We start from the raw sequence: 26559 nt of genomic DNA on the forward strand, positions 1-26559 counted from the left end.
CGTCAGCGTGACGCCATCAGGCCAGGCTGTCGATCGCCGCGTTGAAGGTGGCGCTGGGGCGCATCACCTTGCTGGTCAGCTCCGGGTTGGAGCGATAGTAGCCGCCGATCTCGGCCGGCTTGCCCTGGACCGCATTGAGTTCGGCGACGATGGTCGCTTCCTGCTCGGTCAGGGCCTCGGCCAGCGGTGCGAAGTGCGCTTTCAGTTCGGCGTCTTCGTCCTGGGCGGCCAGGGCCTGGGCCCAGTACATCGCCAGGTAGAAGTGGCTGCCGCGGTTGTCGATGTCGCCGACCTTGCGCGACGGCGACTTGTTGTTGTCCAGCAGCTTGCCGGTGGCTTCGTCCAGCGCCTTGCCGAGCAGCTTGGCCTTGGCGTTGCCGGTCTTGATCCCGGTTTCCTCCAGGGACACGGCCAGGGCCAGGAACTCGCCCAGGGAGTCCCAGCGCAGGTAGTTCTCTTCCACCAGTTGCTGGACGTGCTTGGGTGCCGAGCCGCCGGCGCCGGTTTCGTACATGCCGCCGCCTGCCATCAGCGGAACGATGGAGAGCATCTTGGCCGAGGTGCCCAGTTCCATGATCGGGAACAGGTCGGTCAGGTAGTCGCGCAGGACGTTGCCGGTCACCGAGATGGTGTCCTTGCCGCGGATCAGGCGTTCCATGCTGACGCGAATGGCCTCGTTGTAGCCCATGATGCTGATGTCGAGACCGGTCAGGTCGTGGTCCTTGAGGTACAGCTCGACCTTCTTGCGCAGTTCGCGGTCGTGGGCGCGCTCCGGGTCCAGCCAGAAGATCGCCGGGGTATCGGACTGGCGTGCGCGGGTGACGGCCAGCTTGACCCAGTCGCGGATCGGTGCGTCCTTGGTCTGGCAGGCGCGCCAGATGTCGCCGGTCTCCACGTCGTGCTGCATCAGCACGCTGCCGTCGGCCAGGACCACGCGCATGGTGCCGTCGGCGGTCATTTCGAAGGTCTTGTCGTGGGAGCCGTATTCCTCGGCCTTCTGCGCCATCAGGCCGACGTTCGGCACGCTGCCCATGGTGGTCGGGTCGAAGGCGCCGTTGGTCTTGCAGAAGTTGATCATCTCCTGGTAGATGCGGGCGTAGGTGCTTTCCGGCATTACCGCCTTGGTGTCTTTCTGCTTGCCGTCCTTGCCCCACATCTGGCCGGAGTTGCGGATCATCGCCGGCATCGAGGCGTCGACGATGACGTCGCTCGGAATGTGCAGGTTGGTGATGCCTTTCACGGAGTCGACCATCGCCATTTCCGGGCGGTGGCTGTACACCTCGTGGATGTCGTGGAGGATCTCTTCCTGCTGGGAGGCGGGCAGCGACTTGATCTTGTCGTAGACGCTGGAGATACCGTTGTTCGGGTTCACGCCGAGCTCTTCGAAGAGTTGGCCCCACTTGTCGAAGACGTCCTTGTAGTAGACGCTCACCGCATGTCCGAAGACGATCGGGTGGGAAATCTTCATCATGGTCGCCTTGACGTGCAGGGACCACATGACGCCGGTTTCCTTGCAGTCCTGCAGGGTCTTCTCGAAGAAGTCGCGCAGCTTGCCGCAGCTCATGAACATGCTGTCGAGCACTTCGCCTTCCTGCAGGCTCAGTTGCTTCTTGACCTCGACCTTGCCGTCCTTGCCGACGAATTCGATGCGCACGTCACCGGCCTTGGCCATGGTGATGGACTGTTCGCTGGAGAAGAAGTCGCCGCCGCGCATGTAGTCGGCGTGGGAGCGCGAGGCCATGCTCCACTTGCCCATGGAGTGCGGGTGCTTGCGGGCGTAGGCCTTCACTGCGGCAGGCGCGCGACGGTCGGAATTGCCTTCGCGCAGGACCGGGTTCACGGCGCTGCCGAGGATCTTCGCGTAGCGTGCGCGAACCTCTTTCTCTTCGTCGGTCTGCGGGTCTTCCGGGAAGTCGGGAACCTTGTAGCCCAGGCCCTGCAGCTCGGCGATCGCGCCTTTCAGCTGGGGCACCGAGGCGCTGATGTTGGGCAGCTTGATGATATTGGCGTCGGGCGAGGTGGCCAGGACCGCCAGGCGGGCGAGGTCGTCTTCGATACGCTGGTCGGCTTCGAGGCGGTCGGCGAAGTTGGCCAGGATGCGTCCTGCAAGAGAGATGTCGCTGGTCTCGACGTCGATGCCGGCGGAAGCGGCAAAGGCCTTGACGATGGGGAGGAGCGAGTAGGTGGCGAGCGCGGGTGCTTCGTCGGTGAAGGTGTAGGTGATCTTCGAGCGGATGGACATCTACGGTAACTCTCTTTTTTGCTGGGCGCGCACAGAGTCTCGATACGCGTTGGTGGACGCGATGCCTTCGCTCAACATCGGGTTGAATCGAAATCGAGATATGCCGCGGGATATAGGGGCGCCAGTAGAGCGTTGTACGGCGGGTTCATGGTGGCGAACCCGACGCTGCGAGGGGAGAGGGTCTGGTCCCAGACTGCTCGGACCTCGATGACTGCGAAGTCATGGCGCGCAGTATACCACCCTCTCGCCGGGCTGATGCGCTCGCCTGTTTAGACTAAGGAAGATGTGGTTTCCGGGCGGACAACTGGGCTACCCTAGAAGGCTGCAACAGGGTTTTAACCACAACACGGAGTTCAGCATGGGATACCAAAAGATCCAGGTGCCGGCGACCGGTGACAAAATCACTGTGAATGCCGACATGTCCTTGAGCGTACCGAAGAACCCGATCATCCCGTTCATCGAGGGTGATGGCATCGGCGTCGATATCAGCCCGGTCATGATCAAGGTTGTCGACGCTGCAGTGGAAAAAGCATACAAGGGCGAGCGCAAGATCGCCTGGATGGAAGTCTACGCCGGCGAGAAGGCCACCCAGGTGTATGACCAGGACACCTGGCTGCCCCAGGAAACCCTGGACGCCGTACGCGACTACGTGGTTTCCATCAAGGGCCCGCTGACCACCCCGGTCGGTGGCGGCATCCGCTCCCTGAACGTGGCCCTGCGCCAGCAACTCGATCTCTACGTCTGCCAGCGCCCGGTACGCTGGTTCGAAGGCGTGCCCAGCCCGGTGAAGAAGCCCGGCGACGTGGACATGGTGATCTTCCGCGAGAACTCCGAGGACATCTATGCCGGCGTCGAGTGGAAGGCCGGTTCGCCGGAAGCGGAGAAGGTCATCAAGTTCCTCACCGAGGAAATGGGCGTCAAGAAGATCCGCTTCACCGAGAACTGCGGCATCGGCATCAAGCCGGTTTCCCAGGAAGGCACCAAGCGCCTGGTGCGCAAGGCCCTGCAATACGCCGTCGACAACGACCGCAGTTCGGTGACCCTGGTGCACAAGGGCAACATCATGAAGTTCACCGAGGGTGCCTTCAAGGATTGGGGCTACGAAGTCGCGCGCGATGAATTCGGCGCCGAGCTGCTGGACGGCGGTCCGTGGATGCAGTTCAAGAATCCGAAGACCGGCAAGAACGTCGTGGTCAAGGACGTGATCGCCGACGCCATGTTGCAGCAGATCCTGCTGCGCCCCGCCGAGTACGACGTGATCGCCACCCTGAACCTGAACGGCGACTATCTCTCCGACGCCCTGGCGGCCGAGGTCGGTGGCATCGGCATCGCGCCCGGCGCCAACCTGTCCGATTCGGTGGCCATGTTCGAGGCGACCCACGGCACCGCGCCGAAGTACGCCGGCCAGGACAAGGTCAACCCGGGTTCGCTGATCCTCTCCGCGGAGATGATGCTGCGCCACATGGGTTGGACCGAGGCGGCCGACCTGATCATCAAGGGCACCAACGGGGCGATCGCCGCCAAGACCGTGACCTATGACTTCGAACGCCTGATGGACGGCGCGACCCTGCTGTCCTGCTCGGAGTTCGGCGACGCGATGATTGCCAAGATGTAGGAAGGGCTAGCGCCCGAACGAGAAAAAGGCCGGTTCGCACCGGCCTTTTTCATTTCCGCATCCGCGCTGGGGTCAGGCTTCGATGGGCGTCGCCTGCGGCTCTTCCTGCGGGGCGGGGGCGGAGGGTGCGGCGGTTGTCGCGGTGGCGGGGCTGATGTTGATGGCATGCAGTCCCTTCGGTCCCTGGATGATCTCGAAATTGACCGGCTGGCCCGCCTTGAGTGTCTTGTAACCGTCCATCTGAATGGCCGAGTAATGGGCGAACAGGTCCTCATCTCGGCCCTCGGCCAGGATGAACCCGTAGCCCTTGGCGTTGTTGAACCACTTGACCTTACCGCTGAGCATGCTCATATCCCTCTGCAAAGGACTCCAACGCTGGAGTATCATCCACTACGATCCCGCGTCCGACCTGGGTCGAGACGGGTGCGGAACCCCTGATACCCTGTAGGGGTATTCCATTGTTTGTAACACCCTTTTGCAGTTAGTCAAGGCGCTGAACCATACGCCTGAGAAACGGATCAACATCATGTCGGTCCATAACTTTCCAGAAAGGCAAAGCTTTTTTTCCTCATGCATGCACCTAGCCAGATTCGACTAACATTCAATCAGGACCATCCCGAGCCTCATGAGCACGAGGACGAAGGGGCGGGGCTCGCGGTACAGGAGTCGAAGCCTGTATTACAGCCGCCACCGTTGTATAAGGTGGTACTGTTCAACGACGATTACACGCCGATGGACTTTGTTGTTGAAGTGCTGGAAGTGTTCTTCAACATGGACCGGGAAAAAGCCACCAAGATCATGTTGACGGTACATACTCAGGGTAAGGCGGTCTGCGGCTTGTTTACCCGGGACGTGGCCGAAACCAAGGCGATGCAGGGCAATCAGTATGCACGGGAGAGCCAGCATCCATTGCTCTGCGAGATAGAGAAAGACAGTTGATCGGATGTTTGGGAGCGAGGTGAAGCCATGTTGAATCGAGAGCTCGAAGTCACCCTCAATCTCGCCTTCAAGGAGGCGAGGGCCAAACGCCATGAATTCATGACGGTTGAGCACCTGCTGCTGGCCTTGCTGGACAATGAGGCGGCGGCAACGGTATTGCGTGCGTGCGGTGCCAACCTGGACAAGCTGCGGCGCGACCTGCAGGAATTCATCGATTCCACCACGCCGCTGATCCCGCAGCACGACGACGAGCGCGAAACCCAGCCGACGCTGGGCTTCCAGCGCGTCCTGCAGCGTGCGGTGTTCCACGTGCAGAGTTCCGGCAAGCGCGAAGTGACCGGGGCCAATGTCCTGGTGGCGATCTTCAGCGAACAGGAAAGCCAGGCGGTGTTCCTGCTCAAGCAGCAGAGCATCGCGCGTATCGATGTGGTGAACTACATCGCCCATGGTATCTCCAAGGTGCCCGGGCATGCCGAACATCCGCAGGATGGGGAGCAGGATATGCAGGATGAGGAAGGTGGCGAGTCGGCCACGTCCAACCATCCGCTGGACGCCTATGCCAGCAACCTCAACGAACTGGCTCGCCAGGGGCGGATCGACCCGCTGGTGGGGCGTGAACATGAAGTCGAGCGGGTGGCGCAGATCCTTGCCCGCCGGCGCAAGAACAACCCGCTGCTGGTAGGCGAGGCGGGGGTCGGCAAGACGGCCATCGCCGAGGGCCTGGCCAAACGCATCGTCGATGGCCAGGTGCCGGACCTGCTGGCCGACAGCGTGGTCTACTCCCTCGACCTGGGTGCCTTGCTCGCGGGTACAAAGTACCGCGGCGACTTCGAGAAGCGCTTCAAGGCCTTGCTCAACGAGTTGCGCAAGCGCCCGCACGCGGTGCTGTTCATCGACGAGATCCATACCATCATCGGCGCCGGTGCGGCATCCGGCGGGGTAATGGACGCCTCCAACCTGCTCAAGCCGGTTCTGTCCTCGGGCGAGATCCGCTGCATCGGCTCGACCACCTTCCAGGAGTTCCGCGGCATCTTCGAGAAGGACCGGGCCTTGGCGCGGCGCTTCCAGAAGGTCGACGTGACCGAGCCGTCGGTGGAAGACACCTATGGCATCCTCAAGGGCCTCAAGGGGCGCTTCGAGCAGCATCACCACATCGAGTACAGCGACGAGGCGCTGCGCGCCGCGGCCGAGCTGGCGGCGCGCTACATCAACGACCGGCACATGCCGGACAAGGCCATCGACGTCATCGACGAGGCGGGCGCCTACCAGCGCCTGCAGCCGGAAGAGAAGCGCGTGAAGCGCATCGAGGTGGCGCAGGTCGAGGATATCGTGGCGAAGATCGCGCGGATCCCGCCGAAACACGTCACCACCTCCGACAAGGAGTTGCTGCGCAACCTCGAACGCGACCTCAAGCTGACCGTGTTCGGCCAGGACGACGCCATCGAGTCGCTGTCCACGGCGATCAAGCTGTCCCGGGCCGGGCTCAAGGCGCCGGACAAGCCGGTCGGCTCGTTCCTCTTCGCCGGTCCCACCGGCGTGGGCAAGACCGAGGTGGCGCGGCAGTTGGCGAAGGCCTTGGGCGTGGAACTGGTGCGCTTCGACATGTCCGAGTACATGGAGCGGCATACCGTGTCGCGGCTGATCGGTGCGCCTCCGGGCTACGTCGGCTTCGACCAGGGCGGCCTGCTCACCGAGGCGATCACCAAGACCCCGCACTGCGTGTTGCTGCTCGACGAGATCGAGAAGGCTCACCCGGAGGTCTTCAACCTGCTGCTGCAGGTGATGGACCACGGCACCCTGACCGACAACAACGGGCGCAAGGCGGACTTCCGCAACATCATCCTGATCATGACCACCAACGCCGGCGCGGAAGTGGCGGCGCGCGCGTCGATCGGCTTCAACCAGCAGGATCACACCACCGATGCGATGGAAGTGATCAAGAAGAGCTTCACCCCGGAGTTCCGCAACCGCCTGGATACCATCATCCAGTTCGGCCGCCTGAGCACCGAGACGATCAAGAGCGTGGTCGACAAGTTCCTCACCGAGCTGCAGGCGCAGCTGGAGGACAAGCGCGTCCAGCTCGAGGTCAGCGATGCGGCGCGCGGCTGGCTGGCGGAGAAGGGCTACGACGTGCAGATGGGTGCGCGACCGATGGCGCGGCTTATCCAGGACAAGATCAAGCGGCCGTTGGCCGAGGAGATCCTGTTCGGCGAGCTGGCCGAGCATGGCGGCCTGGTGCATGTCGACCTGAAGGGCGACGAGCTGGCCTTCGAGTTCGAGATCACGGCGGCGGAGCCCGCCTGATCCGAGCGCGGCAACGAAAACGCCCGGCAGATGCCGGGCGTTTTCTTTTGCAATCGGCGAGCCGCAGCGGCTCGTGTCGACTCAGCGGGCGCGGTAGGTGATGCGGCCCTTGCTCAGGTCGTAGGGCGTCAGTTCCACGCGGACCTTGTCGCCGGTGAGGATGCGGATGTAGTTCTTGCGCATTTTGCCGGAGATGTGCGCGGTGACGACGTGCCCATTTTCCAACTCCACACGGAACATGGTGTTGGGCAGGGTGTCGACGACAGTACCTTCCATTTCGAAGCTGTCTTCTTTCGACATGCAGTAGAGCCCTCGGTATCTATGGGTGGCCCTTTCAATGAGAGGTGGGCCGTGAAAAGCGGCGTGCATTGTGCCAGAAAATCGACAATAGCGCCACACGGCTATCAGGTGAGGGCGACCCAGCGCTGGTTGACGAACAGTTCGATGGGCCGGTACTGGGTCTTGTAGTTCATCTTGCGGCAATTCTTGATCCAGTAGCCCAGGTAGACGGCCTGCAGGCCCAGGCGTTCGGTCTCGGCGATCTGCCAGAGGATCGCGTAGCGTCCCAGGCTGCGCTGCTCTTCGTCGGGATCGTAGAAGGTATAGACGGCCGAGAGTCCGTTCGGCAGCACGTCCGTCACGGCTATGGCCAGCAGGCGGCCATGCAGGCGGAACTCGAAGAAGCAGCAGAAGGGCAGGTCGCGGACCAGGAAGGTGGCGAACTGGTCGCGGCTGGGCGGATACATGTCGCCGTCGGCGTGGCGTTGCTCGATGTAGCGCCGATAGAGGTCGTAGTACTCCTCGTTGAAGCTCGGTCGCTTGCGGATCACCTGCAGTTCCGCATTGCGCTTGAGGATGCGCCGCTGCTGGCGGTTCGGGCTGAAGCCGGCGACCGGTATGCGCGCGGCGATGCAGGCGGTGCAATGCTGGCAGTGCGGACGATAGAGATGGTCGCCGCTGCGGCGGAAGCCGACCTCCGACAGCGAGGCGTACAACTGCGTGTCCATGGGCTGGCTGGGATCGAGGAACAGGGTGGTTGCCTGCTCCTCGGGCAGGTAGCTGCACGGGTGCGGTTGCGTCGCGTAGAACTTCAGTCGGGCGAGTTCGGTCATGGTGAACTCCAGCAGGGACCCATAAGCAAGTTTATGCCAGGCACGGAAACTCGCCTAAAAATCCAGGTCGCCGGTAGGAGGCTGGTCGCGATAGCGTTGCAGGTAGTCGGCGAATTCCCCCCGGCTGATGGCGCGGGCGCCCAGGCTGTGCAGGTGGCGGGTCGGCATCTGGCAGTCGATGAGGACGAAGCCGGCGTCGCGCAGATGGCGGACCAGCGTGACGAAGCCGACCTTGGAAGCGTTGTCGGCGCGGCTGAACATCGATTCGCCGAAGAACAGCCTGCCCATGGCCAGGCCGTAGAGGCCGCCGACCAGTTGTCGCTCCTGCCAGACTTCCACGGAGTGGGCGATGCCGCGCAGGTGCAGCTCCTGGTAGGCCAGTTGCATCGGCGTGGTGATCCAGGTGCCGTCGGCGTAGTCACGCGGCGCGGCACAAGCCTGGATCACCGCCCGGAAGTCACGGTTGAAAGTGACTTCGAAGCGTTGCTGGCGCAGGCACTTGGCCAGGCTGCGGGAAACGTGCAGTTCGTCGGGGAACAGGACGGTACGCGGGTCGGGCGACCACCAGAGGATCGGCTGGCCATCCTGGTACCAGGGGAAGCAGCCGTGGCGATAGGCTGCAACCAGGCGTTGCGGATTGAGGTCGCCGCCGGCCGCGAGCAGCCCGTTGGGCTCCTGCAGGGCCTTGTCGAGGGGCGGAAAGTCGAAGTCGGTGCGGGAAAGCCAGGTCAGCATGGCGGGGTAGGGGAGGGCGGGCCTCCCCCGGGTCCGATCAATGGTCGTCGAGGTATTTTTCGGCATCCAGCGCGGCCATGCAGCCGGCGCCGGCGGAAGTGATGGCCTGGCGGTAGACGTGGTCGGCCACGTCGCCGGCGGCGAACACGCCTTCGATGCTGGTCTGGGTGGCATTGCCTTCGCTGCCGCCGTGGATCCGCAGGTAGCCGTCGCGCATTTCCAGTTGGCCCTGGAACAGGTCGGTGTTCGGCTTGTGGCCGATGGCGATGAACACGCCGGCCAGCGATAGCTCGCTGGTGCTGCCGTCGATGGTGCTCTTCAGGCGTACGCCGGTGACGCCGCTGGCGTCGCCCAGCACCTCGTCCAGGGTGGTGTTCCAGTGCAGGCGCACGTTGCCGTTCTCGGCCTTGTCGAACAGCTTGTCCTGGAGGATCTTCTCCGAGCGCAGCTTGTCGCGACGGTGGATCAGGTGGACTTCCTTGGCGATGTTGGCCAGGTACAGCGCTTCCTCGACGGCGGTATTGCCGCCGCCGACCACGCAGACCACCTGGTTGCGGTAGAAGAAGCCGTCGCAGGTGGCGCAGGCGGAAACGCCCTTGCCCATGAAGGCTTCTTCCGACGACATGCCCAGGTATTGCGCGGAGGCACCGGTGGCAATGATCAATGCATCGCAGGTATAAGTGCCACTATCGCCCTTCAGTGTGAAGGGGCGCTGTTGCAACTCGGCGGTGTGGATGTGGTCGTAGACGATCTCGGTGTCGAAACGCTCGGCGTGCTGCTGCATGCGGGTCATCAGCGCCGGGCCGGTAAGGCCTTCGACGTCGCCCGGCCAGTTGTCGACTTCGGTGGTGGTGGTCAGCTGGCCGCCTGGCTGGATGCCGGTGATCACCACTGGCTTGAGATTGGCGCGTGCGGCGTACACGGCGGCGGTATAGCCGGCCGGACCGGAGCCCAGGATGATGAGGCGCGAATGCTTGACTTCACTCATAAAAAGACTCCATAAGCCTTTGTCACATAAGAAAATGCGTGCTCCAATGGAGCCGCCTGAAGAGTTCTGCCGGCTATGCTACACCTATCCGCAAAAGGCCGGCAAAACCCCGGGGCCGGGATCAGCCACGCACGGATTGCCGCTGATTTCGGGTGTGATTTTTCAGAGTTTCCCTAAAGCCGTACAATAGGCGCGTTTTGACCAAGACAGCTTCTAAAGCACCAGCCGTGCGCAGGAAAAATAGCGATTTGAAGGATTCGACCACCGCGAGCCATGCCGCCGCATGGCGTCAGCAACTGCATTCCCGCCTGAAGGAAGGGGTCCTGATCGCGCTGGGCGCGCTCTGCCTCTACTTGTGGATGGCTCTGCTCACCTATGATCCGGCCGATCCGAGCTGGAGTCACTCGAGCCAGGTTGACCAGGTGCAGAATGCCGCCGGTCGGCTCGGTGCGGTATCCGCCGATATCCTGTTCATGACGCTCGGCTACTTCGCCTACCTCTTTCCGCTGTTGCTGGGCATCAAGACCTGGCAGGTATTCCGCCGCCGCAACCTACCGTGGGAATGGAACACCTGGCTGTTTTCCTGGCGCCTGGTCGGGCTGATCTTCCTGATCCTGGCCGGCTCGGCACTGGCCTACATCCATTTCCACGCCAGCGGCCACATGCCGGCCAGCGCCTCGGCCGGTGGCGCCATCGGCCAGAGCCTGGGCCGCGTCGCGGTGGATGCGCTGAACGTGCAGGGCAGCACGCTGGTGTTCTTCGCCCTGTTCCTCTTCGGCCTGACGGTGTTCGCCGACCTCTCCTGGTTCAAGGTGATGGATGTCACCGGCAAGATCACCCTGGACTTCTTCGAACTGATCCAGAACGCCTTCAATCGCTGGATGGGCGCGCGCGCCGAGCGCAAGCAACTGGTCGCGCAACTGCGCGAGGTCGACGAGCGCGTCGCCGAGGTGGTGGCGCCGAGCGTGCCGGACCGCCGCGAACAGTCCAAGGCCAAGGAGCGCCTGCTGGAACGCGAAGAGGCCCTGGCCAAGCACATGAGCGAGCGGGAGAAGCGCCCGCCGCCGAAGATCGATCCGCCACCGCCGCCGAAGGCCCCGGAGCCGAGCAAGCGCGTGCTGAAAGAGAAGCAGGCGCCGCTGTTCGTCGATACGGCGGTGGAGGGCACCCTGCCGCCGCTGTCGCTGCTCGATCCGGCGGAAGTGAAGCAGAAGAGCTACTCGCCCGAGTCGCTGGAGGCGATGTCGCGCCTGCTGGAGATCAAGCTGAAGGAGTTCGGCGTCGAGGTCAGCGTGGATTCGGTGCATCCGGGCCCCGTGATCACCCGTTTCGAGATCCAGCCCGCGGCGGGGGTCAAGGTCAGCCGCATTTCCAACCTGGCCAAGGACCTGGCGCGCTCGCTGGCGGTGATCAGCGTGCGGGTGGTGGAAGTGATTCCCGGCAAGACCACCGTCGGCATCGAGATTCCCAACGAAGACCGGCAGATGGTGCGCTTCTCCGAAGTGCTGTCGTCGCCGGAGTACGACGAGCACAAGTCCACCGTGCCGCTGGCCCTGGGCCACGACATCGGCGGTCGGCCGATCATCACCGACCTGGCGAAGATGCCGCACCTGCTGGTGGCCGGTACCACCGGCTCCGGTAAGTCGGTGGGGGTCAACGCCATGCTCCTGTCGATCCTGTTCAAGTCCACGCCGAGCGAGGCGCGACTGATCATGATCGACCCGAAGATGCTCGAACTGTCGATCTACGAAGGGATCCCGCACCTGCTCTGCCCGGTGGTCACCGACATGAAGGAAGCCGCCAACGCCCTGCGCTGGAGCGTGGCGGAGATGGAGCGGCGCTACCGCCTGATGGCGGCCATGGGTGTGCGCAACCTGGCTGGCTTCAACCGCAAGGTGAAGGACGCCGAGGAGGCTGGCACGCCGCTGACCGACCCGCTGTTCCGTCGCGAAAGCCCGGACGACGAGCCGCCGCAGCTGAGCACCCTGCCGACCATCGTGGTGGTGGTCGACGAATTCGCCGACATGATGATGATCGTCGGCAAGAAGGTCGAGGAGCTTATCGCCCGTATCGCGCAGAAGGCGCGGGCGGCCGGTATCCACCTGATCCTGGCGACCCAGCGGCCGTCGGTGGACGTGATCACCGGCCTGATCAAGGCCAACATCCCGACCCGGATCGCCTTCCAGGTCTCCAGCAAGATCGACTCGCGCACCATCCTCGACCAGGGTGGCGCCGAACAACTTCTCGGCCACGGCGACATGCTCTACCTGCCGCCGGGCACAGGCCTGCCGATTCGCGTGCACGGCGCCTTCGTTTCCGACGACGAGGTGCACCGGGTGGTCGAGGCCTGGAAGCTGCGCGGCGCGCCCGACTACATCGAGGACATCCTCGCTGGCGTCGACGAAGGCGGCAGCGGTGGCGGTTCCTTCGATGGCGGCGACGGCTCCGGCGAAGGCAGCGAGGACGACCCGCTCTACGACGAGGCGGTACGTTTCGTCACCGAGAGTCGCCGGGCATCGATCTCCGCCGTGCAACGCAAGCTGAAGATCGGCTACAACCGCGCCGCGCGGATGATCGAGGCGATGGAGATGGCCGGCGTGGTCACCCCGATGAATACCAACGGCTCCCGCGAAGTCATCGCGCCGGCGCCGGTTCGTGATTGAACCCGACAGGTTTTAGAGGATTCCGATGCGACTGATCCGCACGTTGTTCGTTGCCGCCCTGGCCATGGGCGCTTCGCTGGCCCATGCCGACGACAGCGCCGCTGTCCAGCGCCTGACCGGCCTGCTGAACAAGGCCCAGACCCTGACCGCGCGTTTTTCCCAACTGACCCTGGACGGTAGCGGCACGCGCCTGCAGGAAACCGCCGGCCAACTGAGCCTGAAGCGGCCGGGACTGTTCCGCTGGCATACCGATGCGCCGAACGAGCAATTGCTCATTTCCAACGGCGAGAAGGTCTGGCTGTACGACCCGGACCTGGAGCAGGTGACCATCCAGAAGCTCGATCAGCGCCTGACCCAGACGCCGGCGCTGCTGCTCTCCGGCGACATCTCGAAGATCAGCGAAAGCTTCGCCATCACCTACAAGGAAGGCGGCAACGTAGTCGATTTCGTGCTCAAGCCGAAGACCAAGGACACCCTCTTCGACACCTTGCGTCTGTCGTTCCGCAGCGGCAAGGTGAACGACATGCAGATGATCGATGGCGTCGGCCAGCGCACCAACATCCTGTTCTTCGACGTGAAGATGAACGAGGCGCTGGATGCCAAGCAATTCACCTTCGACGTTCCGCCGGGCGTCGACGTGATCCAGGAGTAAGCGCAAGCCGTGGATCTGTTCCGCAGCGAGCCCGTCGCGCAGCCCCTGGCGGCACGGCTGAGGCCCGCAAACCTGGACGAGTACGTGGGGCAGGAACACCTGCTGGCCCGCGGCAAGCCCTTGCGCGAGGCGCTGGAGCAGGGCGCGCTGCACTCGATGATCTTCTGGGGCCCGCCGGGAGTCGGCAAGACTACCCTGGCGCGGCTGCTGGCGCAGGTGTCGGACGCCCATTTCGAGACCATTTCCGCGGTGCTGTCCGGGGTCAAGGAGATCCGCCAGGCGGTCGAGGTGGCCAAGCAGCACGCGGCGCAATACGGGCGCCGGACCATCCTGTTCGTCGATGAGGTGCACCGCTTCAACAAGAGCCAGCAGGATGCCTTCCTGCCCTATGTGGAAGACGGCACGCTGATCTTCATTGGCGCGACCACCGAGAACCCGTCCTTCGAGTTGAACAATGCGCTGCTCTCGCGGGCTCGCGTGTATGTCCTCAAGAGCCTCGACGAAGCCGCCCTGCGCAAGCTGGTGGGCCGCGCGCTGAACGAGGACAAGGGCCTCGGCAAGCGCAAGCTGAGGCTGCCGGAGGAGAGCTTCCAGGTTCTCCTGGCCGCCGCCGACGGCGATGGGCGGCGCCTGCTGAACCTGCTGGAGAACGCTGCCGACCTCGCCGAGGACGGCAGCGAGATCAGCCCCGAGCTGCTGCAGAATCTGCTCGGCGATACCCGCCGACGTTTCGACAAGGGCGGCGAGGCGTTCTACGACCAGATCAGCGCGCTGCACAAGTCGGTGCGCGGCTCCAATCCCGACGCGGCACTTTATTGGTTCGCGCGTATGCTCGACGGCGGCTGCGATCCCCTGTACATCGCCCGGCGGGTGGTGCGCATGGCCAGCGAGGAGGTTGGCAACGCCGATCCTCGCGCCCTCGGCCTATGCCTGTCGGCCTGGGACGTGCAGGAGCGCCTGGGCAGCCCCGAAGGCGAGCTGGCGGTGGCCCAGGCCATCGTCTACCTGGCCTGTGCGCCGAAGAGCAATGCGGTGTACAGCGCGTTCAACGCGGCGATGCGCGACGTCGCCGAAAGCGGCTCGCGGGAAGTGCCATTGCACTTGCGCAACGCGCCGACCAAATTGATGAAGAGCCTCGGCTATGGCGAGGAATACCGCTACGCCCACGACGAGCCGGATGCCTATGCCGCCGGAGAGGATTATTTCCCCGAGGATCTGGAGCCGCGGCGTTACTATCAACCGGTGCCGAGGGGCCTGGAACTGAAGATCCGCGACAAGCTGGAACACCTGGCCGAGCTGGATCGCACCAGTCCCCGCCAACGCAGAAAATCCTGAGCGGTATGGGCTCGGCGGAGCTAGCCAGGCTTCCGCGACGGCGTCGATGACGTCGCCGGGGCCGGCGAAGCGCCAACCGGGCCACGAACCGCCGATAACCGACACGAGACGAGAAAAGAGCATGCTCGATCCCAAACTGGTACGCACCCAGCCGCAAGAAGTGGCTGCCCGCCTGGCCACCCGTGGCTTCCAACTGGATGTCGCACGCATCGAAGCGCTGGAAGAGCAGCGCAAGTCGGTACAGACCCGTACCGAGCAGCTGCAAGCCGAGCGCAACGCGCGTTCCAAGGCGATCGGCCAGGCCAAGCAGCGTGGCGAGGACATCGCGCCGCTGCTGGCCGATGTCGACCGCATGGGCTCCGAGCTGGAGGAAGGCAAGCGACAGCTGGACGCCATCCAGGGCGAACTGGATGCCATGCTGCTGGGCATTCCCAACCTGCCACACGAGTCGGTGCCGGTCGGTGCCGACGAGGACGCCAACGTCGAAGTGCGTCGCTGGGGCACGCCGAAGACCTTCGATTTCGAGGTCAAGGACCATGTCGCCCTCGGTGAACGGCACGGCTGGCTGGATTTCGAGACCGCTGCCAAGCTTTCCGGCGCGCGCTTCGCCCTCATGCGCGGCCCGATCGCCCGCCTGCATCGCGCCCTGGCGCAGTTCATGATCAACCTGCATACCGCCGAGCATGGCTACGAGGAGGCCTACACCCCTTATCTCGTCCAGGCTCCGGCGCTGCAAGGCACCGGCCAGTTGCCGAAGTTCGAGGAGGACCTGTTCAAGATCGGCCGCGACGGCGAAGCTGACCTCTACCTGATCCCGACCGCCGAGGTTTCGCTGACCAACATCGTCTCCGGGCAGATCCTCGACGCCAAGCAATTGCCGCTGAAGTTCGTCGCCCATACCCCGTGCTTCCGCAGCGAGGCCGGTGCCTCCGGGCGCGATACCCGCGGCATGATCCGTCAGCATCAGTTCGACAAGGTGGAGATGGTGCAGATCGTCGATCCGGCCACTTCCTACGAGGCGCTGGAAGGCCTGACCGCCAACGCCGAGCGCGTCCTGCAACTGCTCGAGTTGCCGTATCGGGTGCTGGCGCTGTGCACCGGCGACATGGGCTTCGGTGCGACCAAGACCTACGACCTGGAAGTCTGGGTTCCCAGCCAGGACAAGTACCGCGAGATTTCCTCCTGCTCCAACTGCGGCGACTTCCAGGCCCGGCGCATGCAGGCCCGCTACCGCAATCCGGAAACCGGCAAGCCCGAGCTGGTGCACACCCTCAACGGCTCCGGCCTGGCCGTCGGCCGCACCTTGGTGGCGGTACTGGAGAACTACCAGCAGGCGGACGGCTCGATCCGTGTGCCGGAAGTCCTCAAGCCCTACATGGCTGGCATCGAGGTGATCGGCTGACATGGATTTCCTGCCGCTGTTCCACTCCTTGCAAGGGCGCCTCGCGCTGGTGGTCGGTGGCGGCGAAGTCGCCCTGCGCAAGGCGCGCCTGCTGGCCGACGCCGGCGCGCGCCTGCGCGTGGTCGCGCCGCAGATCCACATCGAACTGCGGCATCTGGTGGAGCAGGGCGGCGGCGAGCTGCTCGAACGCGACTACCAGGACGGCGACCAGCCCGGCTGCGCCCTGATCATCGCCGCCACCGACGACGAACCGCTGAACGCCGAGGTGTCGCGAGCGGCCAATGCGCGCGGGATACCGGTCAACGTGGTGGACGCGCCGGCCCTGTGCAGCGTGATCTTCCCGGCCATCGTCGACCGTTCGCCGCTGGTGGTGGCGGTCTCCAGCGGCGGCGATGCGCCCGTGCTGGCGCGGCTGATCCGGGCCAAGCTGGAAACCTGGATTCCCTCGACCTACGGGCAACTGGCCGGACTCGCCAGCCGCTTCCGCCACCGGGTCAAGGAATTGCTACCCGACCTGCAGCAGCGCCGGGTGTTCTGGGAAAACCTGTTCCAGGGCGAGATCGCCGAGCGTGTCCTGGCCGGCCGTCCGGCGGAAGCCGAGCGTCTCCTGGAGGAGCACCTGGCCGGCGGCCTCGCGCACATAGCCACGGGCGAGGTATATCTGGTCGGGGCCGGGCCGGGGGATCCGGACCTGCTGACGTTCCGTGCCCTGCGCCTGATGCAGCAGGCCGACGTGGTGCTCTACGATCGCCTGGTGGCGCCGTCGATCCTCGAATTATGCCGCCGCGATGCCGAACGCCTGTACGTCGGCAAGCGCCGCGCCGAACATGCGGTGCCGCAGGATCGGATCAACCGCCTGCTGGTGGAGCTGGCCAGCCAGGGCAAGCGCGTGCTGCGCCTGAAGGGTGGCGACCCGTTCATCTTCGGCCGCGGCGGTGAGGAAATCGACGAACTGGCTGCCCACGGCATACCTTTCCAGGTCGTGCCGGGAATCACCGCGGCCAGCGGCTGCGCGGCCTACGCCGGGATTCCACTGACTCATCGCGATCATGCGCAATCGGTTCGTTTCGTCACCGGTCATCTGAAGGACGGCACCACCGACCTGCCGTGGCAGGACCTGGTAGCGCCTGGCCAGACCCTGGTGTTCTACATGGGCCTGGTGGGATTGCCGGTGATCTGCGAGCAACTGGTCGCCCACGGTCGCTCCGCACAGACCCCGGCGGCGCTGATCCAGCAGGGGACCACCGCCCAGCAGCGGGTATTCACCGGAACCCTGGAAAACCTGCCGCAACTGGTGGCTGAGCACGAAGTGCATGCGCCGACCCTGGTGATCGTCGGCGAAGTCGTGCAACTGCGCGACAAGCTGGCCTGGTTCGAAGGCGCCCGCGAGGACGCCTGAGCCTTCAGCCTTCTCCCCAGATGCCCTTGCCGGGAAGTCGTTCCCGGCCTGGCGCGCGCGCCAGGTCGAGACGCGGGCCCAGCGGTACTATCCCGGTCGGGTTGATGGTGCGGTGGCTGGCGTAGTAGTGCCCCTTGATATGTTCGAAGTCCACTGTCTCGCCGATGCCCGGGCGTTGGTACAGCTCGCGCAACCAGCCGGAGAGATTCGGGTAGTCTTCGATGCGCCGCAGGTTGCACTTGAAGTGTCCGTGGTACACCGCATCGAAGCGCACCAGGGTGGTGAACAGGCGGATATCGGCCTCGGTCAGGTATTCGCCGGCCAGGTAGCGGCGTTCGCCGAGCAAGCCTTCCAGGTAGTCCAGCTCCTCGAACAACTGGACGAAGGCCTCCTCGTAGGCGTCCTGGCGAGTGGCGAAGCCAGCACGGTACACGCCGTTGTTGACCGCAGGATAGATGCGTCCGTTGAGGCGTTCGATCTCCTCGCGCAGCGGCTCCGGGTAGAAGTCCAGCGCGTTGGCGCCGATGGCGTCGAAGGCGCTGTTGAAGATGCGGACGATATCGGCTGATTCGTTGTTGACGATCTTCTGCGCCTGCTTGTCCCACAGCAGCGGCACCGTGACCCGGCCGCTGTAGTGCGGGTCGTCGCGGGTGTAGCGCTGGTGCAGAAAGGCCAGGCCGTCGAGGCGATCGCCGGTGGAGCCGTGGGCGGGGTCGAAGGTCCAGCCGTTCTCGCGCATCAGCCAACTGACCACCGAAACATCGACCAGCGACTCCAGCCCCTTCAGCTTGCGCACGATCAGGGTCCGATGGGCCCAGGGGCAGGCCAGCGAGACATAGAGATGGTAGCGCCCGCCCTCGGCGGGGAACGCCGGCTCGCCCAGCCAATGGCGGCGCTGGGCGTTTTCGCGCTGGAAGCGGCCGTCTTTCTGTGTGTCATACCACTGGTCGTGCCAGCGGCCATCGATCAACTGTCCCATGAGCGGGTTCCTCCATACGTCGTTGGAGGAACAGTCTAGTGTCGGGTGATCGATAAATTTATATAAATAAAGGGCTATTCGTATCGATCAGATCGATTCGTTTCGGGTCGCCCAGTAGTGTGCGGCTTCCTTGAAGGCTTCTTCGCGATTCTTGCCAAGGGCCCGTAGCGCCAGGGCCATGCTGGAGAGCACCGCCAGGTGGCCATAGGCGTCGCCTTCGCGGCCGTCCCAGACGGCCCGAAGGAAACCCGGGTCGAGCTGTTCCGGCTTCATGTGCCGGTGCGTCGACAATGCTGGCCATTCCTCGTCCCAGGCTTCGCCCTGGTCGCAACCATACAGGTGGGCGACGACGTCCGGGTTGACTTCGATCTCGCCGCCTTCGCCCTTGATGACGATGGCCCGGTCGCCGAGCAGGCGGCTGGCCTCGCGGTGGGTTTCCTGGTAACCGGGGTGGAAGATGCTCTGCAGGATGCAATCCGCATTCAGGGGGTTGAGCAGGCGAACCAGCGAATGGATCGGCGAGCGCAGGCCGAGGGTATTGCGCAGATCGATCATGCGTTGCAGCACCGGCATCCAGGCGCCGAGCGGAATGAACGCCAGGTGGCCGCGCTCCAGGGCCTGTTCTACCTGCAGCCAGTCGTGGCAGAGCGGGATCTCCAGCGCCGCCAGCAACTGTTCGCTGTACAGGCGTCCGGCGGTATGCGCGCCGCCGCCGTGCATGAGGATGCGCACGCCATGGCCGGCCAGGCACTTGGCGGCTAGCAGGTACCAGGGCAGGTGGCGCTTCTTGCCGGCGTAACTGGGCCAGTCGAGGTCGACGCGCAAGGACGGGACTTGCAGGCGCTCGCGCACCGCCTCTGTGAAACCGGCCAGTTCCTCGCTGCTTTCCTCCTTGTGCCGCAGGAGCATGAGGAAGGCGCCCAGCTGGGTGTCCTCGACCCTGCCGTCGAGGATCATGCCGAGGGCCTCGCGGGCTTCCTCCCGGGTCAGGCTGCGCGCTCCGCGCTTGCCTTTGCCGAGGATGCGGACGAACTGGGCGAACGGATGTTCGGCGGGAGTCGAGAGAGTCATAGACAGTTGCTCGGTTTCGGCAGGCCGGCCAGCTTCGCGCCAAGCTTGGCCGGGGCGCCCTTGAACAGGTGGTTGAGGTGCAGGCTGTTGCCCTTGTCCGGACCCAGTCGCTGGGCGACGTACTTGATCAGCGGGCGGTTGGCCGGAGACAGCTGGAACTCCGCATAGAACTCGCGGAGCAGTTGGAGAATCTCCCAGTGCTCGGCGGTCAGGGCCAGCTCCTCGCGGGCGGCCAGGGCTTCCGCCACCGGCTCCGACCAATCGTCGAGGGCGGCGAGGTAGCCGTCCTTGTCCAGCCGGATTTCCCGGCCTTCCAGCGTAAGGAGCGTCATAGCCAACTGTTGACCTTGTCGAAGCGGGTGGCGAGTTCGACGAAGCCGGGGTAGTCCACCGCCACCAGGCGAGCGGGGACGTCCTCGATACCGCGCGCCTGTAGGTCTTCCAGCAGGGCGAACAGTTCGATTTCCGCCGGCATCAGTTCCAGAGCCTGGCAGGCGTGGCTGCCGGCCAGCAGGGCGTGCACGGCGTCGCCGCAGAGCAGCAGGCCGTCGCCGGGGTTGAGCAGGTACAGGCAACTGCCCAGGCGGCCGTCATTGAACGGCGAGCGGGACAGTACGTGGAGGGTCGTGGCCATCAGAGGGTAATCACCTGGTCGTAGCGTTGCAGCAGGTCGCGCAGGGCCTGGTCGTCGAGCACCTCGACCGCGAGGGCCAGGCGCTCTTCAGCCAGGCCACGCTCGCGCAGGCTACGGGCCGAGACGTAGAGGTCGTCCACGCCGAACATCGGCAGGGCCTGCAGGTTGGCCTGCAGGTCCTTCTGCTGCAGGTGCGCAGGATGCTGGCCGGGAGCCAGCTGGAACGCGCCGTCGTCGAGGAACAGCATGCCGACCGGTAGATCGAAGGCGCCGCCGGCCAGGGCTATGTCCAGCGCCTCGCGGGCGCTCGGGCCGGACCAGGGCGACTGGCGGCTGATGATCAGCAGCGACTGGCTCATCGGTCGCCTCCGAAGCAGACCAGGCGGTCCGCGCTTTGCGCCGCCTCGTGCAACTGGCCGAGTCCGGACAGTTCCCATGGTGCGCCAAGGTTGGCGCCGGGACGGCCGTAGCGTTCGGCTTCCTCGGCGTTCAGCACGCCGCGGCGCAGGGCGGCGGCGATGCAGACCACGGCGTCCAGGCCGTTGCGCTCGACCAACTCGCGCCAGGCGGCGGGCAGGTCGAACTCGTCCTGGCCGCTCACGACGTTGGCCGAGGCGCTGTGCACGCCGTCCTGGTAGAAGAACAGGCGGACGATTTCGTGCCCGCCGGCCAGCGCGGCTTCGCTGAAGCGCAGCGCGCGGCGGGCGGCGGGGGAGTGGGGAGGGTCGAATAGGGCGATGGCGAATTTCATGCTGCGATACGCGAAGGATTTATTCGAATGATAAACCAATGCCTGTGTTTTGCCGGTCCGCAAATGAAAAGCCCGTCGCGGGGACGGGCTTTTCCGGAGGCGTTTTCTATCAGTCGTCGCCGCCGGCGATGCCGAAGATCTGCAACAGGCTGATGAACAGGTTGTAGATCGACACGTACAGGCTGATGGTGGCCATGATGTAGTTGCGTTCGCCGCCGTGGATGATCGCGCTGGTCTGGTAGAGGATCATCGCCGAGGAGAACAGGACGAAGCCGGCGCTGATCGCCAGTTGCAGGCCACTGATCTGGAAGAACAGCGATACCAGCACGGCGCCCAGCAGGACGAAGAAGCCGGCGGTGATGAAGCCGGACAGGAAGCTCATGTCCTTGCGGGTGGTCAGCACATAGGCGGACAGGCCGAAGAACACCAGGGCGGTCATGGCGAACGCCGAAGTGATGACGCTGCCGCCGTTGGGCAGGCCGAGGTACATGTTGAGGATCGGGCCGAGCGTGTAGCCCATGAAGCCGGTCAGGGCGAAAGTGCTGACCAGACCCCAGGCGCTGTTGCGCAGCTTCACGGTGAGGAAGAACAGGCCGTAGAAGCCGATCAGCACCACGAACACGTTCGGATAGGGCAGGCGCATCTGCTGCGAAACGTAGGCCACCAGGCCGCTGAAGGCCAGGGTGAGTGCCAGCAGGCCGTAGGTATTGCGCAGAACGCCGCTGACTTCACGCTGTTCCGCGACGGCGGAGTTCAGCTGATATTGCTGTTCTTGCATGGTGTGGGTACTCCTTAACGGGAACGGGTCCATGACGTACTGATGGGCATGATAGCAAAGCCTCTGCCAGGGCCAATCGATAGAGTTTGACAGTGTGTTGCTATCCGGTACTATGGCGCCCCGCGATGCGGAGGTGTGGCCGAGTGGTTTAAGGCAACGGTCTTGAAAACCGTCGAAGGGGAGACTCTTCCGTGAGTTCGAATCTCACCGCCTCCGCCATATCCGCGTACTGAAAAGCCCCGCTGAGCGGGGCTTTTGCATTTTCGGGGCGCCGCTCTTCCGCACTTCCGGGTCGTTTCCGCAGCCTGCCCGGCGTCGATTCGATGACTCTCCGATTTCGTCGGGTAATGGCTTCAGATCACGAAGAAGCCGTGGGTTCCGTCGCGACCGAGTTGTTCCACCAGGCCGAACTCCCAGTCCAGGTAGCCCTGCATCGCTTCGCGCGGATTGTCGGTACCTTCGTAGGGGCGGCGGTAGCGGTCGATGCGCGGCGACGCCAACAGGCTTTCGCCGTCTTCCGTTGGCAGGCCCGCGGCGACCCAGGCGCTGGTGCCGCCGTCGAGAAGGAACACCGGCTTGCCGCTGAGTGCCTGGACTTCCGCCACGGCGAAGCGCGCCAGCAGGCTGCTGCCGCAGGTGAGTACGTAGCGCTCGGCCGTGCCCAGCCGTTCCAGTGCCTGCTTCAACTGGCTGCGCAATACCCAGGCGGCGCCGGGGATGTGGCGTTTCGCATAGTTGGCGCTGGCGGTGAAGTCGAGCACCCGGGTGCCCGGTTCGCCCAGCCAGTCGGCGAGGGTGGTCGGGTCGATGGTGTCGGCCCGGGGTTGCCTCGGCAGCGGCGCGCTCCAGGCGCCTCTCTCGCTTAAGTCGGCGTCGGAGAGTCCGTCCAGTACCGCGACCTGCCAGCCCATCTGGGCTAGCCAGGAGGCGCTCATGTTGGCGCGTACGCCATCGTCGTCCACCAGTACCAGGCGCGCGCCGCGCACGCTGGCGACATGGTCGGTTTCCTGAACCAGCTGGCCACCGGGCGTGGAGCGGGAGCCAGGCAGGTGACCGGCTTCGTATTCCTCGGGCGTGCGTACGTCGAGCAGGTAGGTGGTGCGGTCGTGCTCGTCCTGCCATTGGGCCAGACCGGCCAGGTCGAGGCGTTCGACGCCGGCGCGGTCGGCGACGGCACGGGCGCGCTGGGCGGCGGCCTTGCGAGTGTCCTGGGAGATCGCACCGAAGCGTCGCGTCTGGCCGTGTTCCAGTTGCTGACCGGCCAGCGTCCAGCCGATGGTGCCGTTGCGTAATGCCGCCACCGGGTTGGGGATGCCGGCGTTGAGCAGCGACTGGGTACCGATGATGCTACGAGTGCGCCCGGCACAGTTGACTATCACCCGGGTGCGCGGGTCCGGCGCCAGTTCGGCGACGCGCAGCACCAGTTCGGCGCCGGGCACGCTGATGCCGCCGGGGATACTCATGGTCTGGTATTCGTCGAAACGACGGGCATCCAGGATCACCGCGTCGGCCCTGGCGTCGAGCAAAGCCTGTACTTCCTCCGCGGCCAGCGATGGCGTGTGGCGCTCGGCCTCCACCAGTTCGCCGAAGGCCTTGCTCGGCACGTTCACATCCCTGAACAGCTCGCCGCCGGCGTTGCGCCAACCGGACAGGCCGCCATCGAGCAAGGCCACGTCGCTGTAGCCGAGGTCGTGGAGGCGTTGCGCGGCGACCGGCGCCAGGCCTTCGCCGTCGTCGTAGACGGTAATCGGCGTGTCGCGGCGCGGCACCCGGGCATGGATCTCCAGTTCCAGCCTGGACAGCGGCAGGTTGGCGGCGAACAGGGGATGGGCCTGGGCGAACGGGTCCTCCTCGCGCACGTCGAGCAGCGCCAGCTCCCGGCGGGCGAGGAGAGCGGCGCGGATATCGTGGAAGGTGCGTACGGCGATCTGGCTCATGCGGGGTTCTCTTTCGACAGGTCCCAGATATTGGGCAAGCGGCTGTTGGAATAGCCGGAAATGAAGGGTTTTTCCTCACCTTCGGCGCTGAACACGGCACGCCGTACCGCACCGATATTGGCGCCGTAGACGTGGATACTGATGGATGTTCGGTCGCTGAAGGCGTTGCTCACCTGGTGCACGTCGCCAATGCGTGGCGACAGCGCTTCGACCTCGCCGGGCTCCAGGCGTCGACGGGCTCCGCTGGGATGCGGACGCCCCCCCGCATCGAAGGCGTACGGCTGCGAGTATTCGGCCCCGCGGAGCATGCCGATCAGGCCCCAGACCCGATGATCGTGTACCGGTGTGATCTGGCCCGGCCCCCAGACAAAGCTGACCACCGAGAAGCGCTGCCGTGAGTCGACATGCAGCAGGTACTGTTGGTAGCGCTGTGGATCGGGGCGGGCGCAGTCTTCCGGCAGCCAGTCGTCCTGGCGCACCAGCTCGGCCAGCAGGGGGTGGGCTTGGGCGAGCAGGGTGGATTCGTCGGGACGGCTGTCGAGCAGTGTCGCCAGCTCGCCGATGAACTGGCGCAGGCGGTCGAGGCGCAGGATGGATGACATGCGGGGATTCACTCCGGGAAGTTCTGGCGGTACGGTAGCAAACGCTTTTTTATTCCTGAAATGCATTTTGAATCTAAGCTAATATGCGAGAAATGCAATTGGTGCCGGCCCCATGAAAATCGATGACATCGACGCCTTCGTCGCGGTGATCCGCAACGCTTCCCTGAGCCAGGCCGCCGAGAGCCTGGGCCTGACCCAGTCTGCGATCACCCGGCGGGTACAGAGCCTGGAGGAGTCCCTCGGAGTGGCATTGCTGGACCGCAATACCAAGCCGCTCAAACCCACCGCCAGCGGACTGCGGGTCTACGAACAGTGCCGGCGGGTGCTCCGCGAGGTGGATGGCCTGCGTGAACTGGTGGCCGGTGACGCCACACCAAGTGGCGTGCTGCGCCTGGGCGTGCCGCAGAGTATCGGCGAGGTGGTGTTGCTGGATGCCCTTCGGCGGCTGGCCGACGAGTACCCGGAGCTGCGCGCGCAGGTCGGCACTGGCTGGGGCAGCCATTTGCTGGCGCGCCTGGAGAATGCCGAACTGGACGCGGCAGTGGTGTTGTTTCCGCCAAGCAAGGTGTTCCCCGAAGAACTCGGCGCCACGCCCCTAGGGCGCATGGAACTCTGCGTGGTGGTCGCCCGCGACAGTGCCATCCAGGCGCGACGCCTGCTCGATTGCTACCACCATGGCTGGGTGCTCAACCCCGATGGCTGCGGCTTCCGTGCCGGCCTGCAACGGGCCCTGGCCGATCAGGGCCTGGGCCTGCAACTGAACCTCGAGACTTTCGGCAGCGAGCTGCAACTGGGCCTGGTCGCCGCGGGCCGGGGTCTCGGCCTGGTGCCGGCGCCGGCCCTGGCGCGTAGCCGCTACCGCGATCAGTTGCAGGTGCTGCAACTGGAGGATTTCCAGCCGCTGATCCAGCTCTGGCTGGTGCGTCCGCGCCTGCTGGGCAATCTGGAGACGCCGGCACGGCTGTTCGGCAGGGCGGTGGCCGAGGGGTTGGATATGCAAGCCGGTTGAGTAGCGGCGCCGGGAGATCCCCGGGAGACGGGAGCGTGAATGAGAAGGGGCTGCAGTCGGGATCAACATTCCCCTGCGAGCCCCTTTTCGCTTCAGAGGGAAGAGGGAGCGAGGGCGGCTACGCATAATGTCCGCCTTGGGAAACGCAAAGACGGAAAAGCTAAATATGCGCGTTTAGCATATTAAGATATGACAAAAATGAATTTCCATCATGTAGTTTCAGCCTGTAGCTTCTAAGAAAAGCACCCATGCAGATGTTTTTCTTATAACGACAGCCGCCAACCTTATCAGTCGAGCGGCCCAGGCGAGGGCAACAGCGTGAGCGTGGAAATTCTCGGCATGATCACCGCCACACCGAGTTCCGAGGTGGACCAGCCGTTGGGGGAGGCTGTGGACGCCGGTTTCGTCCGGCGTTTCGCCCAGGCCCATGAGGACGCCGGCTTCGACCGGGTGCTGGTGGGGTATTTCAGCAATGCCGCCGAGGGCGCGGTGGTCAGTTCCTTCGTCGCCGCTGCCACCCGGCGCCTTGGCGTTCTCCTGGCCTATCGCCCGGGGGTGATCGCAGCGCCGCTGGCGGCACGCCAACTGGCTACCCTGGATCAGTTCAGCGAGGGCCGCCTGGCCCTGAACGTAGTCAGTGGTGGTAACGACGAGGACCTCGCGCGCGATGGCGACTACCTCGACCATGACCGCCGCTACGCCCGTACCGACGAATACCTGCAAGCCCTGCGTGCTATCTGGACCGCCACGGGACCGGTGGATTTCGACGGCGAGTTCTACCGCTTCCAGGGCGCCTCGCCAGCGGTGCGCCCGCGCCAGTCGCCGCACATACCGATCTATTTCAGTGGCTCCTCCGACGCAGCCATCGAGGTCGCCGCCAGGCACGCCGACACCTACATGCTCTGGGGCGAGCCGCTGGCCGCGGTCGACGGGCATATCCGCCGAGTGCGCGCCGCCGCCAAGGCCCAGGGACGCGATCCGCGCTTCTCGGTGTCATTCCGGCCGATCGTCGCGGATACCGAGGAGGCCGCCTGGAAGCGTGCCGCCGAGGTGCTCGAACAGGTCCGCGAGAACCGTGCGCGCCTCGGTCTGCCGCTGCGCGACCACCAGCCGCAGAACGTCGGTTCGCAGCGCCTGCTGGCCGCTGCCGAGCAGGGCGAAGTGCTCGACAGCCGTTTGTGGACCGGCGTGGCCCGGCTGACCGGGGCGCGCTGGAACTCCACCGCCCTGGTAGGCACCCCCGAGCAGGTTGCCGCTGCGCTTGGCGAGTACTACCGGCTGGGCGTCTCGACCTTCCTGATTCGAGGCTTCGATCCGCTCGGCGACGCCGTGCGCTACGGCCAGGGCCTGATTCCCGCCATACATGACCATATCGCCCGCCTGCCGCTGTTGCGGCACGCCGGTTGAGGAGC

At 64.8% G+C, this 26559-nt stretch carries 25 protein-coding genes and 1 tRNA gene; 11 read left to right on the forward strand and 15 right to left on the reverse strand.

Annotated elements, in window-relative coordinates; translation table 11 throughout:
• Positions 1-16 precede the first annotated feature (16 nt).
• On the reverse strand, positions 17-2242 hold the full coding sequence (locus ACM0M4_RS13480; protein ID WP_073653240.1) for an NADP-dependent isocitrate dehydrogenase: 2226 nt from the start codon (positions 2240-2242) through the stop codon (positions 17-19).
• A gap of 358 nt (positions 2243-2600) precedes the next feature.
• Between ACM0M4_RS13480 and icd the strand changes: the two genes are divergently transcribed.
• A complete protein-coding gene (gene icd, locus ACM0M4_RS13485) occupies positions 2601-3857 on the forward strand; it encodes an NADP-dependent isocitrate dehydrogenase (RefSeq protein ID WP_003090436.1) in 1257 nt (418 codons plus the stop codon).
• Positions 3858-3929: 72 nt separating this feature from the next.
• Here icd and cspD read toward each other — a convergent pair whose 3' ends face one another.
• Positions 3930-4202, reverse strand: coding sequence for a cold shock domain-containing protein CspD (cspD, locus tag ACM0M4_RS13490; RefSeq protein ID WP_003090435.1), 273 nt, complete (start codon positions 4200-4202; stop codon positions 3930-3932).
• Positions 4203-4427: 225 nt separating this feature from the next.
• Here cspD and clpS point away from each other — a divergent pair, with 225 nt between their 5' ends.
• Entirely contained in the window at positions 4428-4796 is a 369-nt protein-coding gene (gene clpS / locus ACM0M4_RS13495; RefSeq protein WP_221345540.1) for an ATP-dependent Clp protease adapter ClpS, read from the forward strand.
• A 27-nt stretch (positions 4797-4823) separates the two neighbouring features.
• A complete protein-coding gene (clpA, locus tag ACM0M4_RS13500; protein WP_003090432.1) occupies positions 4824-7100 on the forward strand; it encodes an ATP-dependent Clp protease ATP-binding subunit ClpA in 2277 nt (758 codons plus the stop codon).
• Between the two features lie 81 nt (positions 7101-7181).
• Here the strand turns inward: clpA and infA are convergent, their stop codons facing one another.
• The 4 genes from infA to trxB form a co-directional block, all read right to left on the reverse strand.
• A complete protein-coding gene (gene infA / locus ACM0M4_RS13505) occupies positions 7182-7400 on the reverse strand; it encodes a translation initiation factor IF-1 (RefSeq protein ID WP_002553999.1) in 219 nt (72 codons plus the stop codon).
• A 104-nt stretch (positions 7401-7504) separates the two neighbouring features.
• Positions 7505-8212, reverse strand: coding sequence for an arginyltransferase (locus ACM0M4_RS13510; RefSeq protein ID WP_003097644.1), 708 nt, complete (start codon positions 8210-8212; stop codon positions 7505-7507).
• Between the two features lie 54 nt (positions 8213-8266).
• A complete protein-coding gene (gene aat, locus ACM0M4_RS13515; RefSeq protein WP_003108768.1) occupies positions 8267-8947 on the reverse strand; it encodes a leucyl/phenylalanyl-tRNA--protein transferase in 681 nt (226 codons plus the stop codon).
• Positions 8948-8984: 37 nt separating this feature from the next.
• Complete coding sequence (gene trxB / locus ACM0M4_RS13520; protein ID WP_003090421.1) at positions 8985-9935, reverse strand: thioredoxin-disulfide reductase; 951 nt, start codon at positions 9933-9935, stop codon at positions 8985-8987.
• A 227-nt stretch (positions 9936-10162) separates the two neighbouring features.
• On the opposite strand from trxB, the gene ftsK reads away from it, so the two are divergent.
• From ftsK to cysG, 5 genes are all read left to right on the forward strand, one after another.
• Complete coding sequence (gene ftsK, locus ACM0M4_RS13525) at positions 10163-12598, forward strand: DNA translocase FtsK (RefSeq protein ID WP_003119977.1); 2436 nt, start codon at positions 10163-10165, stop codon at positions 12596-12598.
• Positions 12599-12623: 25 nt separating this feature from the next.
• On the forward strand, positions 12624-13250 hold the full coding sequence (gene lolA / locus ACM0M4_RS13530) for an outer membrane lipoprotein chaperone LolA (protein WP_003090414.1): 627 nt from the start codon (positions 12624-12626) through the stop codon (positions 13248-13250).
• 9 nt (positions 13251-13259) lie between these two features.
• Complete coding sequence (locus tag ACM0M4_RS13535; protein WP_003097632.1) at positions 13260-14585, forward strand: replication-associated recombination protein A; 1326 nt, start codon at positions 13260-13262, stop codon at positions 14583-14585.
• A gap of 121 nt (positions 14586-14706) precedes the next feature.
• Positions 14707-15987, forward strand: a complete 1281-nt coding sequence (gene serS / locus ACM0M4_RS13540) for a serine--tRNA ligase (RefSeq protein ID WP_003097631.1) — start codon at positions 14707-14709, stop codon at positions 15985-15987.
• Between the two features lies 1 nt (position 15988).
• Entirely contained in the window at positions 15989-17386 is a 1398-nt protein-coding gene (gene cysG, locus ACM0M4_RS13545) for a siroheme synthase CysG (RefSeq protein WP_003113366.1), read from the forward strand.
• A gap of 4 nt (positions 17387-17390) precedes the next feature.
• On the opposite strand, the gene ACM0M4_RS13550 is transcribed toward cysG, so the two are convergent.
• The 7 genes from ACM0M4_RS13550 to ACM0M4_RS13580 all read right to left on the reverse strand — a co-directional run bounded on the left by ACM0M4_RS13550 (position 17391) and on the right by ACM0M4_RS13580 (position 21599).
• Positions 17391-18365, reverse strand: coding sequence for a glutathione S-transferase family protein (locus ACM0M4_RS13550; RefSeq protein ID WP_003097628.1), 975 nt, complete (start codon positions 18363-18365; stop codon positions 17391-17393).
• An 87-nt stretch (positions 18366-18452) separates the two neighbouring features.
• Positions 18453-19436, reverse strand: a complete 984-nt coding sequence (locus ACM0M4_RS13555; RefSeq protein WP_003108776.1) for a glycosyl transferase family protein — start codon at positions 19434-19436, stop codon at positions 18453-18455.
• Complete coding sequence (locus tag ACM0M4_RS13560) at positions 19433-19768, reverse strand: TusE/DsrC/DsvC family sulfur relay protein (protein ID WP_003090393.1); 336 nt, start codon at positions 19766-19768, stop codon at positions 19433-19435. The genes ACM0M4_RS13555 and ACM0M4_RS13560 overlap by 4 nt, the downstream gene beginning before the upstream one ends.
• Positions 19765-20070, reverse strand: coding sequence for a sulfurtransferase complex subunit TusB (gene tusB, locus ACM0M4_RS13565; protein WP_003090391.1), 306 nt, complete (start codon positions 20068-20070; stop codon positions 19765-19767). The genes ACM0M4_RS13560 and tusB overlap by 4 nt, the downstream gene beginning before the upstream one ends.
• The gene (tusC, locus tag ACM0M4_RS13570) at positions 20070-20429 is read right to left on the reverse strand and encodes a sulfurtransferase complex subunit TusC (protein ID WP_003090389.1); all 360 of its coding nucleotides are present in this window, start codon (positions 20427-20429) and stop codon (positions 20070-20072) included. The genes tusB and tusC overlap by 1 nt, the downstream gene beginning before the upstream one ends.
• Complete coding sequence (gene tusD, locus ACM0M4_RS13575) at positions 20426-20821, reverse strand: sulfurtransferase complex subunit TusD (protein WP_003090387.1); 396 nt, start codon at positions 20819-20821, stop codon at positions 20426-20428. The genes tusC and tusD overlap by 4 nt, the downstream gene beginning before the upstream one ends.
• Positions 20822-20930: 109 nt before the next feature.
• Positions 20931-21599, reverse strand: coding sequence for a Bax inhibitor-1/YccA family protein (locus tag ACM0M4_RS13580; protein ID WP_003090386.1), 669 nt, complete (start codon positions 21597-21599; stop codon positions 20931-20933).
• Between the two features lie 129 nt (positions 21600-21728).
• Here ACM0M4_RS13580 and ACM0M4_RS13585 point away from each other — a divergent pair.
• Positions 21729-21818, forward strand: a tRNA-Ser gene (locus ACM0M4_RS13585).
• Positions 21819-21952: 134 nt separating this feature from the next.
• On the opposite strand, the gene ACM0M4_RS13590 is transcribed toward ACM0M4_RS13585, so the two are convergent.
• A complete protein-coding gene (locus ACM0M4_RS13590; RefSeq protein WP_003162146.1) occupies positions 21953-23536 on the reverse strand; it encodes a rhodanese-related sulfurtransferase in 1584 nt (527 codons plus the stop codon).
• Positions 23533-24138: a 3-mercaptopropionate dioxygenase gene (locus ACM0M4_RS13595; protein WP_003097613.1), complete on the reverse strand. Its 606-nt coding sequence runs from the start codon at positions 24136-24138 to the stop codon at positions 23533-23535. The genes ACM0M4_RS13590 and ACM0M4_RS13595 overlap by 4 nt, the downstream gene beginning before the upstream one ends.
• A 112-nt stretch (positions 24139-24250) precedes the next feature.
• On the opposite strand from ACM0M4_RS13595, the gene ACM0M4_RS13600 reads away from it, so the two are divergent.
• Positions 24251-25147: a LysR family transcriptional regulator gene (locus ACM0M4_RS13600; RefSeq protein ID WP_003090383.1), complete on the forward strand. Its 897-nt coding sequence runs from the start codon at positions 24251-24253 to the stop codon at positions 25145-25147.
• A 339-nt stretch (positions 25148-25486) separates the two neighbouring features.
• Complete coding sequence (locus ACM0M4_RS13605) at positions 25487-26554, forward strand: LLM class flavin-dependent oxidoreductase (protein ID WP_003130938.1); 1068 nt, start codon at positions 25487-25489, stop codon at positions 26552-26554.
• The last annotated feature ends 5 nt before the right edge of the window (positions 26555-26559 follow it).

The sequence above is a fragment of the Pseudomonas sp. 18-147 genome (assembly GCF_051048045.1).
GTDB classification, from domain to species: domain Bacteria; phylum Pseudomonadota; class Gammaproteobacteria; order Pseudomonadales; family Pseudomonadaceae; genus Pseudomonas; species Pseudomonas aeruginosa.

Coding starts and splice junctions, on each gene's coding strand:
- ACM0M4_RS13480 (WP_073653240.1), bottom strand. CDS start 2,242: ATGTCCATCCGCTCGAAGATCACCTACACCTTCACCGACGAAGCACCC.
- icd (WP_003090436.1), top strand. CDS start 2,601: ATGGGATACCAAAAGATCCAGGTGCCGGCGACCGGTGACAAAATCACT.
- cspD (WP_003090435.1), bottom strand. CDS start 4,202: ATGCTCAGCGGTAAGGTCAAGTGGTTCAACAACGCCAAGGGCTACGGG.
- clpS (WP_221345540.1), top strand. CDS start 4,428: ATGCATGCACCTAGCCAGATTCGACTAACATTCAATCAGGACCATCCC.
- clpA (WP_003090432.1), top strand. CDS start 4,824: ATGTTGAATCGAGAGCTCGAAGTCACCCTCAATCTCGCCTTCAAGGAG.
- infA (WP_002553999.1), bottom strand. CDS start 7,400: ATGTCGAAAGAAGACAGCTTCGAAATGGAAGGTACTGTCGTCGACACC.
- ACM0M4_RS13510 (WP_003097644.1), bottom strand. CDS start 8,212: ATGACCGAACTCGCCCGACTGAAGTTCTACGCGACGCAACCGCACCCG.
- aat (WP_003108768.1), bottom strand. CDS start 8,947: ATGCTGACCTGGCTTTCCCGCACCGACTTCGACTTTCCGCCCCTCGAC.
- trxB (WP_003090421.1), bottom strand. CDS start 9,935: ATGAGTGAAGTCAAGCATTCGCGCCTCATCATCCTGGGCTCCGGTCCG.
- lolA (WP_003090414.1), top strand. CDS start 12,624: ATGCGACTGATCCGCACGTTGTTCGTTGCCGCCCTGGCCATGGGCGCT.
- serS (WP_003097631.1), top strand. CDS start 14,707: ATGCTCGATCCCAAACTGGTACGCACCCAGCCGCAAGAAGTGGCTGCC.
- cysG (WP_003113366.1), top strand. CDS start 15,989: ATGGATTTCCTGCCGCTGTTCCACTCCTTGCAAGGGCGCCTCGCGCTG.
- ACM0M4_RS13550 (WP_003097628.1), bottom strand. CDS start 18,365: ATGGGACAGTTGATCGATGGCCGCTGGCACGACCAGTGGTATGACACA.
- ACM0M4_RS13555 (WP_003108776.1), bottom strand. CDS start 19,436: ATGACTCTCTCGACTCCCGCCGAACATCCGTTCGCCCAGTTCGTCCGC.
- ACM0M4_RS13560 (WP_003090393.1), bottom strand. CDS start 19,768: ATGACGCTCCTTACGCTGGAAGGCCGGGAAATCCGGCTGGACAAGGAC.
- tusB (WP_003090391.1), bottom strand. CDS start 20,070: ATGGCCACGACCCTCCACGTACTGTCCCGCTCGCCGTTCAATGACGGC.
- tusC (WP_003090389.1), bottom strand. CDS start 20,429: ATGAGCCAGTCGCTGCTGATCATCAGCCGCCAGTCGCCCTGGTCCGGC.
- tusD (WP_003090387.1), bottom strand. CDS start 20,821: ATGAAATTCGCCATCGCCCTATTCGACCCTCCCCACTCCCCCGCCGCC.
- ACM0M4_RS13580 (WP_003090386.1), bottom strand. CDS start 21,599: ATGCAAGAACAGCAATATCAGCTGAACTCCGCCGTCGCGGAACAGCGT.
- ACM0M4_RS13590 (WP_003162146.1), bottom strand. CDS start 23,536: ATGAGCCAGATCGCCGTACGCACCTTCCACGATATCCGCGCCGCTCTC.
- ACM0M4_RS13595 (WP_003097613.1), bottom strand. CDS start 24,138: ATGTCATCCATCCTGCGCCTCGACCGCCTGCGCCAGTTCATCGGCGAG.
- ACM0M4_RS13600 (WP_003090383.1), top strand. CDS start 24,251: ATGAAAATCGATGACATCGACGCCTTCGTCGCGGTGATCCGCAACGCT.
- ACM0M4_RS13605 (WP_003130938.1), top strand. CDS start 25,487: ATGATCACCGCCACACCGAGTTCCGAGGTGGACCAGCCGTTGGGGGAG.